Genomic DNA, 17,822 nt, shown 5'->3' with positions numbered 1-17,822 from the left:
TTATTGCGATTATGCAAACATTTGTATGAACCAAAAATGAAGAGTAACGTAAAACACGTATTATTACTTACTTCATACGGACTAATGATAGCGTTTCATAAAAATGTCATACTTATTTGTGACACTTTAATGATTTATCAAAAAGGCGATGGCCACTATGTTAATTGCGATTTTTAGGCAGTTTTTTCTGCTTGGCTGCATGAGTTTTGGCGGCCCTGCCGCCCATTTAGGTTACTTTAAACATCACTTTGTTGATTCGCTGCGCTGGTTAAGTATCAGTCGCTATTCACAGCTAATAAGCCTCAGCCAAGCTCTGCCTGGCCCTGGCTCTAGTCAGGTTAGCTTTGCAATTGGAGTAGAGCGTGCAGGTGTACTCGGTGGCATCACCGCATTTATTGGTTTTACCTTGCCTTCTTTTTTAATAATGACACTGCTTGCTATTAGTGCTCACCAATTTGACGCCGTTTATTTTGCTGTGATCACCGGATTGAAGCTCTTTGCTGTAGTGATTGTTGCCGATGCGACCCTTAGTATGGCCAAAAGCTTTTGCAGCAACCTAATCCTTAAGCTAATTGCAGTTATAAGCACCCTAGCTCTTGTTCTACTGCCGATGTTAGGTACACAAATTATTATTTTACTTATTGCAGCCGCAGTCGGCGCTATCTGGCCACTCTTAAAATTAAGTGATTTATCACAGCAAACTAGCAGTGTTCAGGGGAAAGTTAACTGGGTTGCACTTAGTTTATTTGCGCTACTGCTTGGAGTTAGCTTTATTCCAATAGAGCAAGAATTTGCGTTATTTGCGCCTTTTTACCAAGCTGGTGCTATGGTATTTGGTGGCGGGCATGTTGTGTTGCCAGTACTTCAAGCGGGTGTGCCAACGTTAAGTGATGATCAATTTTTAACGGCTTACGCCAGTGCTCAGGCTATACCTGGGCCTATGTTTACAATAGCCACCTACTTAGGCGCGCAGCTAAATACCGAGCAGCCAATAATGGGCGCAACTATAGCTACATTATTGATATTTACCCCAGGGTTTTTACTGATGTTGGCATTTCAGAAAAGCTGGATTAATTTAGCCAGTAAGCCCCGCTTTGCCAGCTCAATTGCCGCGCTTAATGCCGCCGTGGTTGGCTTTTTAGCTGCAGCATTGTATTCGCCCATTTGGACTTCAGCTATAAATAGTGTGTGGCATATTGCATTAGTGATTGCTGCATTTGCGTGGCTACGTATGAAAAAGCCACCTATTTGGTGGCTATTATTATTGTTTATTGGTGTTGGCCTTGGACAGCATTATTGGGCACTTTAATACTAGGTTTGCCCGCCATATTCACCCCGTCAGCTGGGCTTAACTGCCCACTGACACTTTGATAAGCGCGCAGTCCAAACACCGGTAATACGGCCAGTAAATGATCCATAATTTCAGCTTGTAAATGCTCGTAAGATATCCAACGTTTGTCTTCACTAAAGCAGTAAAACTCAATCGGGAGGCCATGGTTAAGCGGTTGTAGTTCACGCACCATGAGTGTGAGCGAGGTATTGATTTTACTGTGTTGTTTTAAGTAACCCTCTGCATAGCGACGAAATAGCCCTAAGTTAGACACCGGATCGGGAAGTGTGCCTAGTCGAATATATTCTTGCAGTGGTATTGCCGCTTCTATTTGCGCTTTAAAGTCATCATCAACTAAAAAGATGCTGTTCATATCAATGTTTAAAGAACGTTTAATACGTCGCCCACCAGACTCCTGCATACCGCGCCAGTTTTTAAATGAACCGGCCACCAGCATATAAGTGGGTATAGTCGTTATGGTGTTGTCCCAGTTACGCACTTTTACAGTATTAAGTCCTAAATCAATTACTTCGCCATCGGCGCCGTAGTTATCTACTTGGATCCAGTCTCCATAGGTCACTAAGCGGTTGGCAGCAATTTGAATGCTGGCGACAAAACCTAATATGGTGTCTTTAAATACTAATAAAGTAACAGCGGCGATCGCACCAAAACCAGAAAGAATATAAGTCGGCGATTTTTCAAGCACAATACTAACAATTAATATTGAACACACAATAAAGGTGATCAGCTTCACTACTTGAATTAGCCCTTGAATAGGCACTTCGCGGGCAAAGTCTAGTTGGTTATAAATAGCGCCAGCAATGCTCACTATACTGCTAATAATAAAACCTATATAAATAATTAATAATGCTTGGCCAATGGTTTTAAGGATCTCTTGGGCAATTGCATTAACGGGGTAAACACTGTCAAATGTGGCTAAAAAAAGTACACAACATAACAAGCAGGCAATTCGTTTATTGAGCTTGGTCAACATCGGTGACAATGAACCAATACGCTCAGGCGAGAGTTTAGTCACCACCTTTTGAATACCCGGTAACATTAAGCGACGCGTAAATAAGTAAACAAATAATAAAGAAAGGATGCCAATGGATGAGGCCGTGATCGCACTGAGAAAAAAAGCATCGGGGACTTTTTCAAACCAAGGAGTAATTAGCTCCTGTAGGTGTGTTTTGGTCATGGTATTTCAATTTCCTTACTGGGAGTTAATTCAGTACTAGCTTGCTGAATATGAATAGCGCTTAATTGCTTATCTTTTTTTGTCCATAAATTATTTAAATATTGCTGAAACTCGGCTCTAAATGCGTGATCTGTTTGGTAACTGCCAATCATCTGTGTATTTATTGGCATCACCTCAATTGTAATATTAATAGACTCCAACTCGCCTTTTAAAATATTACGACACACATGATCTGACTTACCGCTATACACTAAACTAGTGTTAAGCATAGCGTCAAATTGCTCGTTTAAAACTTCTAAGGCAAAAGCAGTTCCACCAGCCTTAGGCTTTAATAAATGCTGAAAAGGGCTTTGTTGATGCTTATGCTTTTGCGCAGTAAAACGTGTACCTTCTACAAAATTAACTATGGTTGTAGGATGATGACGAAAGTTACGGCAACTGCGCTTAGTGCGCTCGACATCTAAGCCTTTTAAATTGGGATTTTTTGCCAATTGCGCTTTGCTCACCCGTTTCATAAAGGGCATACCCATTGCCCACGCACCAGTGCCTATAAATGGCACATACTTAAGCTCATCTTTTAAAAAAAACTTAGGAGCTGGCAATGCATCCAACGAGCTTAATACCGCAATATCAAGCCAGCTAATATGATTACTGATTAGCAAATACCAACTATTGGCATTCACCTCCCCACTAATATTAACTTTAATATCATTACAGCCTAGCCATAGCCCTAAGCGGTTACCTTTACACCACCCCTTGTACGCACTGTGTAATAATTTACTTACTACGGGTATGGGCAAAACCAATTTAACTAACCCTAGGATAAGTACTAATGCGCCAAATATTATTAAATTAGCGAATAAAACACAGCCAACAATTAAGCCATTTAACCAATTAGGTAACCATTTTTTTAGCATAACTGTTAGCTCATTTTTTATTTTTGTTTGAAATTAACGAGCGTCTGGTTCTTTTCTTCCCACACGCGATTTAATTCAGTTTGAAAACGTACTCTAAAGTCAGGATCATTAGTGTAATCACCAATTAAGTCCTCACTAACGCCTTTTACTTCAACATGTACATCAATGTGTTTTACTTTACCGGCTGCAAAATCCATAAAAGTAGGAATGCCCTCAGGGTAATGAATAGTGACATTTACCACCTTAGAAATTTGCTCACCCATAGCTTGCATTACAAACGCCACACCACCCGCTTTCGGTTTTAGTAAATGAGGAAACGGGCTATTTTGGCGCGCATGCTTTTGCGCTGTAAAACGCGTACCTTCAACAAAGTTAACCACACTAACCGGCATTTCTTTAAATTTTTCACACGCTTTACGAGTCGTTTCTAAATCTTTACCACGCAATTTAGGATTCTTTTTTAATTGGCTTTTACTGGTGCGGGTCATAAAAGGAAAGTCGAGCGCCCACCAACATAAACCTAAAACAGGTACATAAATAAGCTCTTTTTTCAAAAAGAAGTTTAAAAAAGGTATTTTGCGGTTAAACACTCGCTGTAACACTAAAATATCCACCCAGCTTTGGTGGTTCGCAATAACTAAGTACCAATCTTTTAATTTTAGCTCTTCTAGACCGGTTACATTTAGCTTTGTTGACGTTAATAACGTTTGATTTAGCGTGTTAAAAGTCACCCAAATAGAGGCACACTGCTTGGCTGTCCAGCTCATTAATTTTTGAAGTCCCTTAATTGGGATTAGCTTAACGATGCCACAAATAAAAATAGGTACAAACCAAAAAAGAGTGTTTATTGTGTAAAAGAAAATACTAAATACACTGCGAATAACTGACATTACTTCTATTCCTTTAAACATCGTGCAGCCACGAATGACCGCACTTAACTATGCAACTAAATTAATCTTCAAAATAGGTGTAGCCTTCAAGCCCTGCATTGAGCTCGGCTAGGTACCCTTCTTTACAGTATTCTGATACATCAAGTTTATTAATTTGAGTGGCAAAGTTATCAGCTAATAACTCGCTATCATAATCAACAAATTTTAATACATCCTTAACGCTGTCACCTTTAATGGCATTGGTTAACACATATCCTTGCTCATTAAGCTCAACATGGACTGAGTCGGTATCACCAAATAAGTTATGTAAATCACCTAAAATCTCTTGGTATGCCCCTACCATAAACATCGCAATATGATACTGCTGACCTTGTGTATATTCAGGAATAGGTAAACTGGTTTCAATTCCTGCACCTTCAACGTACTCACGTATTTGCCCGTCAGAATCACAAGTAATGTCTTGGATAATAGCGCGCTGAGTAAGCGGCTGCGTTAGGTTTTCGATGGGCATAACCGGAAATAACTGCTGAATGCCCCACACATCGGGTAACGACTGAAATAATGAAAAATTCACAAACAGTTTATCGGCTAGTTTTTCGTTTAAATCATCCAGCACTTCGCGGTGAGCTCGTGCATTAGAGCTTAATGAAGCACGAACGCGATGTAAAATAGTAAAGTAAAGCTGCTCTATTTTCGCCCACTCTAGCATGCTTACTAAACCATGTACGTATTGATCGTGTGCTTCACTAAATAAGTGCATTGCATCATGATAAATCTCTAATGCCATACGCGGGTTCAAACGTTGTAAACACTGCCACATTTCATCCAATACTAAGGCACTGTTTTTAACAGGTGGTTCTGGGTTTAAATGATTTGGTGCTTTTTCAACATCAATCACATCGGTAATAAGCACCGCATGATGTGCAGTAAGAGCACGGCCAGATTCGGTAATAATTGCAGGGTGAGCTAAGTTATGTTGGTCGCACACCTCGGCAAATGCATTTACTACATTACGCGCATATTCTTCGACTGTGTAGTTCATTGAGCAAGCACTACGTGAGCCTGAACCTTCGTAGTCAACGCCAAGCCCGCCACCCACATCAACAGTATTGAGCGGTACACCGTATTGAGTTAATTCAGCAAAATGGCGAGCACATTCGCGCAAAGCACGATGAATATCGCGAATATTGGCAATTTGAGAACCAATATGAAAATGTACCATTTGCATTAAATGCAACTTGTTATGTTGCTTGAGCACTTCCACTGCACTGAGTACTTGTCCTGCAGTTAAGCCAAACTTACCTTTTTCACCACCGGTATTTTGCCATTTACCTTTACCAACCGAATTTAGGCGAATGCGAATACCAATAGCAGGCTCAATACCTAAATTATCAATTTCTTCCAGCAGTGTGGTTAGCTCAGAGAGTTTTTCAACCACAATTTTAACGCTGTGCCCCATTGCTTGACCAATACAGGCTAAACGTAAAAACTCACTGTCTTTGTAGCCGTTACATACAATAGTAATAGGCTCTTTTGCCACACCTAAAATTGCCATTAGTTCAGGTTTAGAACCGGCTTCAAGCCCCACTAAACCACTTGGGTGTGCCAATAGTTTACTGACTACAGAGCGCTGTTGATTTACTTTTATAGGGTAAACACAGGTGTATTTACCATTATATTCACGGTTAGTGCGCGCTTGAGTAAACGCATTGGTGAGCGTATCTACACGATTTTTTAAAATATCGGTAAAGCGCACCAATACAGGTAAGGTTAATCCTTGCTGTTTAAATTGCTCAGTAAGCTGGCTTAAAGAAATGGCAGGTTTTGTTTGGTCGCCATCCGGATAGGCTATCAATTCACCTTGTGCGTTAATATCAAAATAACCATCGCTCCAATGAGCAACATTGTATGTAGCACGTGCTGTTTCTAAACCCCAAGTCATGGCAACTCTTCTTTATTAAATTAGGTGTAAAGGGGCATTTTAATACGTCACTATCTGCTAAGCTAACAAAAATTGAACTTTCCCCTCTTTATAGCTAACTTTATTCGCTAAAGAGCGTAAAATTTGATTGAGCAATAGCGCAAGCACTGGCAGAATTGCCTCCTTTTTTCATACTCAACCAAAAGTGTAACAACAACTATGGCAAATTTAGATCAAAGTAAGTGGTTTACTGAAATTAGCGACCGCGATGGCAGCGCATTTTCATTACGTATTAACAAAAAGTTAGATGAAAAACAGTCTCCTTTTCAAAAAGTAGAAATGTTTGAAACCACAGACTTTGGTAATTTAATGATCATTGATGGTTGCACTATGGTGAGTAGCCGTGAAAACTTTTTTTATCATGAAATGATCAGCCACCCAGCATTACTAGCACACCCAAACCCTAAAAATGTGGTTATTATTGGCGGCGGCGATTGCGGTACATTACGTGAAGTGCTTAAGCACCCAAGTGTAGAAACTGTAACCCAAATCGATATTGACGAAGTAGTTACCCAAATGTCGTTAAAGTACTTCCCAGAGTTATGTGAATCAAATAACGATCCACGTGCCACTGTGATGTTTGACGATGGCATTAAATATATGCGCGAAGCAGCTGGTGAGTCTATTGATGTGGTGATTGTTGATGGAACTGATCCGGTAGGCCCTGGTGAGGGTTTATTTAACCATGCGTTTTATACTAGCTGTTTAAACGCACTTCGCCCTGGTGGAATACTCGTACAACAAAGCGAATCGCCATTAATGCATATGCCACTTCTGGTTGAAATGCGCGAAGCTATGCTAAGTGTTGGTTTTAAAGACTTGCAAACTCTTCCATTCCCACAACCTATTTATCCAAGTGGGTTGTGGTCGGTGACGCTAGCTCGCAAATCTGAAGCATTTAACGGTTTTAGAGAAGACGGCGCAGCCATAATTGCTGAGCATAGTGAATACTACAATGGCGGCATTCATCACGGTGCACTCGCAACACCTAATTACATGAAACGCGCTTTTGACAAAAAATAAAAAGCCATAAATAAACAGCTGGGCTCACAAGAGCCCTTATCTGTTTCAATTTGTTATTCTTCCAACTAAAACCGAAACTGAGCATTTAATGCTATTTGCTGCTGCGATATTCTCAATGCCTTATTCATAGCTACTCGGTTATCTGCTTGGCTATGAAGCGCTGACCCCTCAACACCTATTTGCCATTGTGGTGTAAGCTGATAACGCCAAGTTGCTGTTAGTCCCTCGCCATGACTAGCATTAGGGTCAAACTTCCAATCGTCTTTGTCTGTCACCTCAAAATAATCGTAACGTACTGAGAAACGGTGGCGTTTTATTTTATGACTCAATAATGCAAAATGACTATAAAATCGAGTATCAACGCCGCGGTTTTGACCCATAGCCGTACCACCCGACATTATTTGGATAATTAATCGTGTTTTCGGTGTAAATTTATTTAGCCATGCGACACTTAAAAATCGAGTATCCCAGGCATATTGACCCATATTATAATTAAGAGCGCCAGGGTCACCATTGTTATCATAGTAGTACACTCGCAACTGAGACTTTTTTAAATAATCCCAATGTCCACCAACGTAATAACCAAATCGCCCATCGACCTCTTCAAACGGTAAAACTTGGTTTGCTTGAAATTGTAACTGTGGAGTATTTAAAGACGCTACAGGCGCAAAAGCGAGAGTCTCATTAAGTGTTGTTTGGCGATCATGCAAAGCAAAGCCTCGCCAAGCGAGTAATGTCCCCGCAGGATCGTTACCTTTAAATGTCGCACCAACCAAACTAAAACTATGGGCACTATTAAAATTACGGGCTGGGCGTTTAATTGTTGCTTCAACACCTAGCGTTCGCAGCTCTTCACCTACCCAAGAGTTAATTGCCGAATTGGTATAGTTATATGCAGATAACCAACCCATATCAGGATTTTCTAATGACAATTGTGGATAAAAGCCACCCACTTTAATATGCCATTTATAATCACTGCGAACTAAAGGTTTGTATTGCAAATAAGCCTGGCTAACCCCCAAGGTACTTTTTGGATCTTGATATAAATTAACTACAGCATGGGCAGACCAACTGGAACTTATATCTGCAATTAAATTAATAATTCCCTGAGATAAAACCACACCTTGATTGGCCGCATCATGGCGATATAAACCAATTCCACCCTCTTGCCAGCTTAGTTGTGAATCACCTTGCACTGCCCTTACTTGCAGCAAACCTTTAACTTGTGCGTTGGCTGAAAAAACACTCAACAAGCAAATAACAACGGCTAAGCGCAATAGACTATTCATAATCGTCAAACTCATCAACTTCAACCCTAATAGGCAAAGTTAGTTTTTGTTTTAACTGATAACTTAATTTATTGTTAGTTATAACAACTTCTTGCGACTCTATGTTGCTAATATCTCTAAAGCCTTCATGCCAAACATTTAGTTTATAGGATCCATTTGGGATATCGAACGATGCTATTCCTTGCTCATTGGTGATTGCATAATATGGGCTATCCACAACAACAATGTAACCCAACATCCAATCATGAATATTACAACCAAGCTCCACAACTCCTGTTTGTTCAAATGTAATTGGATCTTGTGGTTGTTCTCGATAAAGCTTTAATTCAAATGTTTTGCTTTTAGAAAATGAATACACGTGATGCATTATCGAGTCAGCGTTAGGAAATTCAACTTGGCTGTTTTTTTCAACGACTAAGATATGTGGCGTAAATTGGCGATTTTTTTGTGTCATAGTGAAAAGTGATTTATTTATATTCACGCCAGAGGCTTGCTCTGGAGCTAGCCAAACAACAACATTTTCTTGAACTTTTTGGTTGTTATTATAAACAGTAACCGTTGCTGCACTGCTCTTAAAAACAATGATACAACCTAAAATAGCGAGTAAAATTTTTAGCATATTTTCTTCTTGTTAAATTCTTTTTATTTATTATAGAACTAAATTACATAAAGTTTTGCAGATTAATTAACACACTCTTTTTTAGCTAATTAATTGAATACGTATGCAGCTATCTCGTAATAGTGTGTTCATCACTTTATGCTCATAACCTACGGTTTGACATCAAGGACACACAATGAGATTACCTTTACTACTAGTTGCTTTACTTGCAAGCAGTGCTTTTGCAAAAGAAGCCACGCTGAAATCACCTGATCAAAAAATTAAAATTACCATTTCTGATCAATCATCATCCCCTCATTACTCTATTAGCTTTAATGGTAAGCCTGTTATTGAGCAGTCACGCTTAGGTTTTAGATTTAAAAGCCAAGCACCATTTGATGACGGCTTTGTTATTAGTGAAGTAACCCGCTCACAAACCGATAGCCAATGGCAGCAACCTTGGGGAGAGCGTCAAACCGTTGTTGATAAGCACAATGAAATTGCCGTTACCTTTAATAAACCTGCTCCCCACGCTGGCACATACACTGTGCGATTTAAAGCTTTTGATAGCGGTGTAGGGTTTCGCTATGAAGTCCCTAAACAAGTCGGTTTTGAAAAAACTGAAATTACTAAAGAACTGACCGAATTTGCTATTGCCGCAAAAGATAAAACCACCGCATGGTGGATACCTGCTCGCGGTTGGAACCGTTATGAATATGTCTATAACACTACAGACTTACAAGATGCTGCACTTGTTCATACCCCTTTTACCTTTAAAAATGGTAACGGTGTACATGTCAGCATTCATGAAGCAGCTCTGGTAGATTATGCAGGCATGGTGCTTAACCAGCGTCGCCCAGGTACGTTTAGTGCCGATTTAACACCGTGGTCTGATGGCATTGCGGTTAAGAAGCGCGGCGCATTCAATACTCCTTGGCGCACCATTCAAATAGGTGAGCGAGCGATAGATTTAGTTAATTCAGATATTATTTTAAACCTAAATGAGCCAAATAAACTCAGTGATGTGTCGTGGGTTAAACCAGGTAAATATGTAGGTATTTGGTGGGGAATGCACATCAATGAAACCACTTGGGGCAGTGGAGAAAAACACGGTGCCACCACAAAAAATACTAAATACTATATGGACTTTGCCGCTGAGTATGGCTTTGACGGAGTATTAGTTGAAGGTTGGAACACAGGTTGGGATGGCGACTGGTTTTATAATGGCGATGTATTTAGCTTTACTCAGCCTTATGACGATTTCGATATTGCAGCGCTTACACAGTACGGTAAAGAAAAAGGGGTGCAGTTAATTGGTCACCATGAAACCTCTGGCAATGTTAGTAATTATCGCGACCAAATGGAAGATGCTTTTGCGCTTTATGAAAAATCGAATGTAAGCCAAATAAAAACCGGTTATGTGGCCGATGGTGGCAATATAAAACGCATAGATGAAAACGGCATTGCCCGCTTTGAATGGCATGACGGCCAATTTATGGTAAATGAATACTTACATAACATTAAACTTGCCGCTAAATACAAGCTAAGCATCAACACGCATGAACCAATAAAAGACACGGGTCTGCGCCGCACTTACCCTAACTGGATTGCCCGTGAAGGTGCGCGTGGTCAAGAGTTTAACGCATGGGGCACACCGCCCAATCCACCAGAACACATTCCCATGCTTGCCTTTACGCGTATGCTGGCAGGACCAATGGACTTTACCCCAGGTATTTTTGATATGAGCTTTAATGGCTTAGGGGACGAGACAAATCGCCCACAAACAACACTGGCAAAGCAATTAGCATTGTATGTGGTGATGTATAGCCCAATTCAAATGGCGGCGGATTTACCACGGAATTATTTAGCTAAACCCGATGCTTTTCAATTTATTCAAGACGTACCAACCGATTGGCAACAAAGTATTGCGCTTGATGGCGAAGTAGGCGACTTTATTGTATTTGCACGCAAAGAGCGCAAGCGCGATAACTATTCAGGGAACGATTGGTACTTAGGTGCAGTGACTGACGAAAATGCCCGCACCATTGAGGTTAAACTCGACTTTTTAGATAAAGATAAACAGTTTGAAGCGCAAATCTACCAAGACGGTAAAAACGCTGAGTGGAAGAACAATCCTTATGATTTAAGCATTGAAAAACGCACTGTTACCGCAAATGATAAACTCACATTAAAATTGGCCACCAGTGGCGGTACAGCCATTCGTTTTAAAGCCCTCTAGTAGTTAATCTGAACGCTAGATAATAAATTAACGCTATCTGCAACCATGCAGATAGCGTTATTTGCTTGGATTAGTAACCTTTATTGGTAGGTATATTTGCGCACTTAAACCACCTTCAGGGCGATTAGAGAGCACCACCTTGCCGCCATGCATATCGATAATACGCTTAATAATTGCAAGGCCTAGGCCGCTACCTTCACTACCGCGAGCTGCATCACCTTGTTTAAACGGCTCAAACACAGACTCCAACTCGCTTTCAGGAATACCCGGACCACTATCGTTGACCGCAATAACCACATATTTTTTATTGGAATTAAAATAACTGAGTACTTCAATATCACCCTCTGAGTAGCGTAGTGCATTTTCTATCATATTGGTCACTACTCGCTTAATCGCGACACTACTTATGGGAATTTTTCCAATATTAGGATTCGGTTTAAACGTGATCGCACGTTGATGCTTAAGCTCACTTTGTACGACTTCACCAAGGAGCGCATTAATATCTTCGCAGGTTTGTTCTTCACGTTTATGATGGCGTAAATATTCGATAAATTGATCGATAATGCCATTCATATCTTCAATATCGTAAATAATGCCTTCACGTAAATAATCATCTTCATCAACCATCATTTCTGTGGCTAAACGAATACGCGTAAGCGGTGTGCGTAAATCATGAGAAACACCGGCCATAAGTAATCGACGGTCGTTTTCAAGGGCAGCAATACCTCGCGACATTTGATTAAAGGCGCGTGTTACCTCAATAACCTCACTCGACCCTTGCTCTTGTAACTTGGTACTAAAGTCGCCCACCCCTACTTTTATCGCAGCTTGTTGTAATGCTTTTAGTGGTCGGTTCAAATGCCTGGCAAATAACCAACCTCCTAGTACACTTAAAAAGCCGATACTAGAAAGATAAAAGGTTAAAAACTCAAGGTTACTTTCTTTAAATCCGGTGAGCGGCACTTTGACCCAATAACCCGGCGCCTGCGGAGCTTCTACCCAATAAATAAGCGGATCAGTTTGACTAATACGCACCCGAGAAAAGCCATTTAATTGTTCAGACATACTACGCGATAGCCCAGAATACTCACGACTTTGGCCTAAACCATTACGCATAGCTTCACGCTGAGTCATTACTTCAATGCCCGTTATCTCAAAAAACTTTTCAGAGACTTCATCGGTAACTTCAACGCCATCTTCCCAATCAATAAACACGGTTTTAATTTGCTTAGCCAGCATTAAATTAACTTGTTCAATGGTGGGTTTAACTACATATAAACTTACCGTAACGTAGGAGACAATTTGGTTAATAAGCAACAAAGCGGCAACCAAAAATACGGTTTGTCCAAACGCACTACGCGGAAACATTCCCATAATGATTACTTTTCACCGTCAGGAACAAATACATAACCTAAACCCCATACCGTTTGAATATAGCGTGGGTTAGCGGCATCGACTTCGATCATTCTACGAAGGCGTGATACTTGAACATCAATACTGCGCTCAAGCGCACTGTAGTCTCGCCCTCTAGCTAAGTTCATTAATTTATCACGACTTAATGGCTCACGCGGATGAGACACTAACGCTTTTAGCACCGCAAATTCACCACTAGTGAGTGACACCGTGTTATCGCCTTCACTCATTTCGCGGGTGGCTAAATTTAGGGTAAATTTACCAAACGCAATTAAGTTCTCCTGCGCTGAAGGCGCCCCTGGTACTTCTTTTGATTGGCGACGTAAAATAGCTTTTATACGTGCTAATAGCTCGCGAGGGTTAAATGGTTTCGGAATATAATCGTCAGCGCCGAGTTCTAGGCCAATAATGCGGTCTACTTCATCACCTTTGGCGGTAAGCATAACAATAGGGATTTGGTTTTCTTTTTGGCGTAAACGTCTACAAATAGAAAGTCCATCTTCGCCGGGCAGCATTAAATCAAGTACCATTAGATGAAAGTTTTCACGCTCAATTAGTCTATCCATTTGCTCTGAATCGGCAGCTGTTCTGACAATAAACCCTTGCTCTACTAAATAACGCTCCAGCAAACTACGCAAACGTTTATCGTCATCAACCACCAATACTTTTACTGTCTCTTGTCCCATAATTTGTTGCTTATTTTTATAATTTATTAATCGTTAATATAAATGAAAAACTTAATAATAAAAAACTAATTAAGTGCTTAGATTGTTACTGAACATTTCAAATTCATTGATAGCTATTTTATCTCGACAAGCTGCCTTTATTTTAATACCTTGCAACACATGAAGATTAAACAAGAACTCAGCGTGAAAACAAATTTAATTACTCGCGAAGGTTATTTACAACTGCAGCAAGAACATGATCATCTTTGGAATGAAAAACGCCCAGAAGTAACTAAAATAGTGAGCTGGGCTGCTAGTCTAGGTGATCGCTCTGAAAACGCAGACTATCAGTACAACAAACGTTTACTACGCCAAATTGACCGTCGTGTTCGCTATTTACGAAAACGCATCCCCGATCTAAAAATTGTTGACTACTCACCCGTACAAGACGGCAAAGTTTTTTTTGGAGCGTGGGTAGAAATAGAAAACGAGGCCGGTGAGTGTAAAAATTTTAGAATTGTCGGCCCCGATGAAATTTATGATCGCAACGACTATATTTCTATCGATTCACCAATGGCGCGAGCGCTATTAAAAAAACAAGTAGACGATGATTTTGAGGTCATGACTCCTCAAGGTGCTAAGCAGTGGTACGTAAATAACATTACCTATCAAAAATGACATCGCTTAGTTTTGATTCAGATCACATTAACTTTTTATTGTTTATATTATCTGAGTAAGCTATAACTAAAGTTACTCAAGTAATGTTGTATTAACTTGAGAGTAGTTAATTAAGGTCACCATTATGTCAAACATAACAGCGCGCATATTACACAATGCCCTCGTGTTTGCACTCTTCATGAGTGTGAGTTTGACATTGCATGGCGCACCTAAAAATAACAAACTTGATGCTGGTTTTGCTCCAGCTGAATTTATTGTTTGTGACTCCCCTGACCAAGCAAACCTCGACACCGATATAGATTCTCTTGATGGTGTTATTGCGCTTAGAGAAATCCAACCACTTCCTTTAGCGTTTTTCTTTCATTATGAAAGTCGATTTTTAGCCACTGCCTACAGTAATGCAAACCCGCGAGCGCCACCCGTTATTTAATTTAATAACTTGCTTTTAAACATTATTAAATTTTTATAACTATTTATTTAGGTGGATATTATGTCTAACTTTAAAGAACTCCGTACCCAAGACATTTCGCATGGCACTATTGCTGATACTTTTACTAATGAGGCTGTGATTGATTTAACCTCTCCAGCAACACGTATAGTAACTAGCTTTACTCAAACAAGTCCTATGCGCGCAGCGTTTGATACAACCATTGAACAAGCATCAAAACAGTTAAATGCTCAGCCCTCTGATTTTATTTTAGTGACTGACGAACAACAAAAACTAATTGGTATTGTCGCAAGTGCTGATTTACAAAGCTCAAAAATCATGATTTTATCGCAGCGTTTAGGCTTGCCTCGTAGTGAAATTAGCTTACGCTATTTAATGACACCGCTGAGTAATTTAATGGGTGTAAGTATGAAAAGCTTAAGCTATTCATGTATCGGTGATGCACTGCAAACTATGGAGCATCATGGCGCTATGTTTATATTAGTTACTGCGGCTAATAATGAAATAAGTGGTTTAATTTCAGCACGCGATATAGCACGTAAGCTGCAAATTCCTGTTCATATTAGCCCAATAGCGCACACATTTAGTGAAGTACTCGAAAGTGTAGAGCACCCTCACTAAATCCGCTTTTTATTGCCCCAGCAATGGCATCTTAAAGCAAGTAAAATAGCTTGCTTTAAGAGCTTTTTATTACCCTCCCCTGTGATATTATTCAAGACATTGACGCATCAGTTAACTTTTTAGCTGGTCTTATTTTTTGTATTAAAAGGTTTTTGCATGAGCGATATCTCTGCACGTTTAGCAACTGAGCTAAATGCACAGCAGCAACAAGTGGTTGCAGCAACAAAGTTACTTGATGAAGGCGCAACCGTCCCCTTTATTGCCCGTTACAGAAAAGAAGTGACCGGTGGATTAGATGACACCCAACTACGCCTTCTAGAACAACGTTTATCTTATTTGCGTGAACTTGAAGAGCGTCGTGGCTTTATCCTGTCGACGATAGAATCACAAAATAAGCTTAGTGCTGAATTAGCGGCCGATATTAAAGCTGCACAAAGTAAAACCGAACTAGAAGACTTATATTTGCCTTATAAAGCAAAGCGCCGCACTAAAGGTCAAATAGCTATTGAAGCCGGTTTAAAACCGCTAGCTGATGCATTATTTAACGATCCAATGCTTGACCCAGACGCTGAGGCTGCAAAATTTATTAATGCCGAAAAAGCGATTGTCGATACTAAAGCAGCGCTTGATGGTGCTAAGTTTATTTTGATGGAGCGCTTTGCTGAAGACGCTAAATTACTCGCTAAATTTAGAAGTCATATTAGTCAAAATGGAGCGATTGAAAGTAAACTTATTGATGGTCAAGAACAAGCGGGGGCTAAATACCGAGACTACTTTGAACATCAAGAACCATTAAAGAAAGTCCCCTCGCATCGTGCATTAGCCATGCTAAGAGCTCGTAATGAAGGTATTTTACAGTTAACTATTAATCCTGAGCCAAGCGCTGAAAACCCAGCGCAATTGTGTGCACAGATGATCAGCGATCATTACCGCCTAGATATTAAAAATAAACCTGCCAGCGCTTGGTTATTAACTGTAGTGCAATGGGCGTGGAAAATTAAGCTTGGATTACATCTAGAAAATGAATTTTTAGCCGCAATGCGTGAAAAAGCCGAGACCGGTGCCATTGATGTATTTGCTAAAAACTTAAAAGACTTATTAATGGCAGCCCCTGCAGGTCCTCGCACTACGTTAGGCTTAGATCCTGGTTTACGTACCGGTTGTAAAATTGCCGTGGTTGATAGCACAGGTAAGCTGCTTGCTACCCAAACGATTTTTCCACATGCACCACAAAATCATTGGGATAAATCATTACGCACGCTCGAGCAATTATGTCGCCAGCATAAAGTTGAGCTCATTGCGATTGGTAACGGTACCGCTTCTCGCGAATCAGATAAACTAGTTGGCGAACTTATCAAAGCCAATACTGAGCTTAAACTAAATAAAATCATGGTCAGTGAGGCCGGCGCTTCGGTTTACTCTGCTTCTGAATTCGCTGCTAATGAATTTCCAGATTTAGATGTATCTTTACGTGGTGCCGTATCTATTGCACGTCGCCTTCAAGATCCATTGGCTGAGTTGGTTAAAATAGAGCCTAAGTCTATTGGTGTAGGCCAATATCAACATGATGTATCACAAAGCCAACTAGGACAAAGCCTAATCTCAGTGGTAGAAGACTGTGTAAACAGTGTAGGTGTTGATTTAAATATGGCCTCTGTACCTTTGCTTGCACGTGTCTCTGGTTTAAACAAAACCTTAGCGCAAAATATTGTAAGCTACCGTGATACAAATGGGTCATTTACAAAACGTAGTCAGTTGAAAAAAGTAGAACGCTTAGGGCCAAAAGCATTTGAACAAGCAGCCGGCTTTTTACGCATTAACAATGGCAGCGATCCACTAGACAACTCATCAGTTCACCCTGAAGCATACCCTATCGTTAAGCGTATTTGTGAGCACAATCAGGTAGACGTAAATAACCTCATTGGTAACAAAGAGTTTTTAAATAAGCTCGCTGCAAATGACTATATTGACGATAAATTTGGTCTGCCTACCGTGACCGATATTATTAGCGAACTTGATAAGCCGGGTCGCGATCCGCGTCCTGAATTTAAAACTGCTGAGTTTAAAGCAGGCGTTGAAAAAATTAGTGATTTAAAACCAGGGATGATTTTAGAAGGCGTGGTATCGAACGTAGCTAATTTTGGCGCATTTGTGGATGTTGGCGTACATCAAGATGGACTAGTGCATATTTCGGCTATTACTAATAAGTTTATTTCAGACCCACGAGAAGTGGTTAAAGCTGGTGACATTGTTAAAGTGAAAGTGGTTGAGGTTGACGCTGCACGTAAACGCATTAGCTTTACCATGCGCCTAGATGACGAGGTAGACACTAGCAATAAAGCTGCCCCTGCGACGCCGCAAAAGCCACGTGGCAACAATGCAAATCAATCGCGAGCGCCCAAACCTAAGCGCGACACAGGCAATGCAATGATGGGCAATGCGTTTGCTGATGCCTTTGCTAATGCAAAAGTGAAAAGATAGCGCGTAAACACAAACACCACAAAGCCTACCTTGTGGTGTTTGCTATTCTAC

Annotated in this window: 15 protein-coding genes; 7 read left to right on the top strand and 8 right to left on the bottom strand. The window is 40.4% G+C overall.

Features of this window, described 5'->3' with window-relative positions; translation table 11 throughout:
• Positions 1-157 precede the first annotated feature (157 nt).
• Positions 158-1,309 (top strand): chromate efflux transporter, encoded by a 1,152-nt coding sequence (gene chrA / locus QL989_RS00830; protein WP_290167447.1) that lies wholly within the window; start codon positions 158-160, stop codon positions 1,307-1,309.
• Here chrA and QL989_RS00825 read toward each other — a convergent pair.
• From QL989_RS00825 to speA, 4 genes are all read right to left on the bottom strand, one after another.
• Positions 1,269-2,528 (bottom strand): mechanosensitive ion channel family protein, encoded by a 1,260-nt coding sequence (locus QL989_RS00825; RefSeq protein ID WP_178956725.1) that lies wholly within the window; start codon positions 2,526-2,528, stop codon positions 1,269-1,271. The genes chrA and QL989_RS00825 overlap by 41 nt on opposite strands.
• On the bottom strand, positions 2,525-3,445 hold the full coding sequence (locus tag QL989_RS00820) for an acetyltransferase (RefSeq protein WP_138608313.1): 921 nt from the start codon (positions 3,443-3,445) through the stop codon (positions 2,525-2,527). Before QL989_RS00820 ends, QL989_RS00825 begins: the two co-directional genes overlap by 4 nt.
• Positions 3,446-3,462: 17 nt before the next feature.
• On the bottom strand, positions 3,463-4,335 hold the full coding sequence (locus QL989_RS00815; protein ID WP_290167502.1) for an acyltransferase: 873 nt from the start codon (positions 4,333-4,335) through the stop codon (positions 3,463-3,465).
• 61 nt (positions 4,336-4,396) lie between these two features.
• Positions 4,397-6,277, bottom strand: a complete 1,881-nt coding sequence (gene speA, locus QL989_RS00810; protein ID WP_290167443.1) for a biosynthetic arginine decarboxylase — start codon at positions 6,275-6,277, stop codon at positions 4,397-4,399.
• A gap of 198 nt (positions 6,278-6,475) precedes the next feature.
• On the opposite strand from speA, the gene speE reads away from it, so the two are divergent.
• Positions 6,476-7,339 carry a polyamine aminopropyltransferase gene (gene speE, locus QL989_RS00805; protein ID WP_075170798.1) on the top strand — a complete coding sequence of 288 codons (864 nt, stop codon included), beginning with the start codon at positions 6,476-6,478 and terminating at the stop codon, positions 7,337-7,339.
• A gap of 65 nt (positions 7,340-7,404) precedes the next feature.
• Here speE and QL989_RS00800 read toward each other — a convergent pair whose 3' ends face one another.
• Both QL989_RS00800 and QL989_RS00795 read right to left on the bottom strand, forming a co-directional pair.
• A complete protein-coding gene (locus QL989_RS00800; RefSeq protein WP_290167440.1) occupies positions 7,405-8,628 on the bottom strand; it encodes a hypothetical protein in 1,224 nt (407 codons plus the stop codon).
• A complete protein-coding gene (locus tag QL989_RS00795; protein ID WP_290167438.1) occupies positions 8,621-9,247 on the bottom strand; it encodes a methylamine utilization protein in 627 nt (208 codons plus the stop codon). Before QL989_RS00795 ends, QL989_RS00800 begins: the two co-directional genes overlap by 8 nt.
• A 175-nt stretch (positions 9,248-9,422) precedes the next feature.
• Here QL989_RS00795 and QL989_RS00790 point away from each other — a divergent pair, with 175 nt between their 5' ends.
• Positions 9,423-11,465, top strand: a complete 2,043-nt coding sequence (locus tag QL989_RS00790) for a glycoside hydrolase family 97 protein (RefSeq protein ID WP_290167436.1) — start codon at positions 9,423-9,425, stop codon at positions 11,463-11,465.
• A 57-nt stretch (positions 11,466-11,522) separates the two neighbouring features.
• On the opposite strand, the gene envZ is transcribed toward QL989_RS00790, so the two are convergent.
• Both envZ and ompR read right to left on the bottom strand, forming a co-directional pair.
• Positions 11,523-12,839: a two-component system sensor histidine kinase EnvZ gene (gene envZ, locus QL989_RS00785; RefSeq protein ID WP_290167434.1), complete on the bottom strand. Its 1,317-nt coding sequence runs from the start codon at positions 12,837-12,839 to the stop codon at positions 11,523-11,525.
• Between the two features lie 5 nt (positions 12,840-12,844).
• Positions 12,845-13,564, bottom strand: coding sequence for a two-component system response regulator OmpR (gene ompR / locus QL989_RS00780; protein WP_008109519.1), 720 nt, complete (start codon positions 13,562-13,564; stop codon positions 12,845-12,847).
• A 183-nt stretch (positions 13,565-13,747) separates the two neighbouring features.
• Between ompR and greB the strand changes: the two genes are divergently transcribed.
• From greB to QL989_RS00760, 4 genes are all read left to right on the top strand, one after another.
• Entirely contained in the window at positions 13,748-14,221 is a 474-nt protein-coding gene (gene greB / locus QL989_RS00775) for a transcription elongation factor GreB (RefSeq protein WP_010392431.1), read from the top strand.
• A gap of 124 nt (positions 14,222-14,345) precedes the next feature.
• The gene (locus QL989_RS00770) at positions 14,346-14,651 is read left to right on the top strand and encodes a hypothetical protein (protein ID WP_290167429.1); all 306 of its coding nucleotides are present in this window, start codon (positions 14,346-14,348) and stop codon (positions 14,649-14,651) included.
• Between the two features lie 60 nt (positions 14,652-14,711).
• Positions 14,712-15,290: a CBS domain-containing protein gene (locus tag QL989_RS00765; protein WP_138608328.1), complete on the top strand. Its 579-nt coding sequence runs from the start codon at positions 14,712-14,714 to the stop codon at positions 15,288-15,290.
• A 156-nt stretch (positions 15,291-15,446) separates the two neighbouring features.
• Positions 15,447-17,771: a Tex family protein gene (locus QL989_RS00760; protein ID WP_290167426.1), complete on the top strand. Its 2,325-nt coding sequence runs from the start codon at positions 15,447-15,449 to the stop codon at positions 17,769-17,771.
• The last annotated feature ends 51 nt before the right edge of the window (positions 17,772-17,822 follow it).

It is taken from the genome of Pseudoalteromonas sp. APC 3224 (genome assembly GCF_030407535.1).
Classification (GTDB): domain Bacteria; phylum Pseudomonadota; class Gammaproteobacteria; order Enterobacterales; family Alteromonadaceae; genus Pseudoalteromonas.
This window is presented reverse-complemented; position numbering and strand designations above follow the sequence as displayed.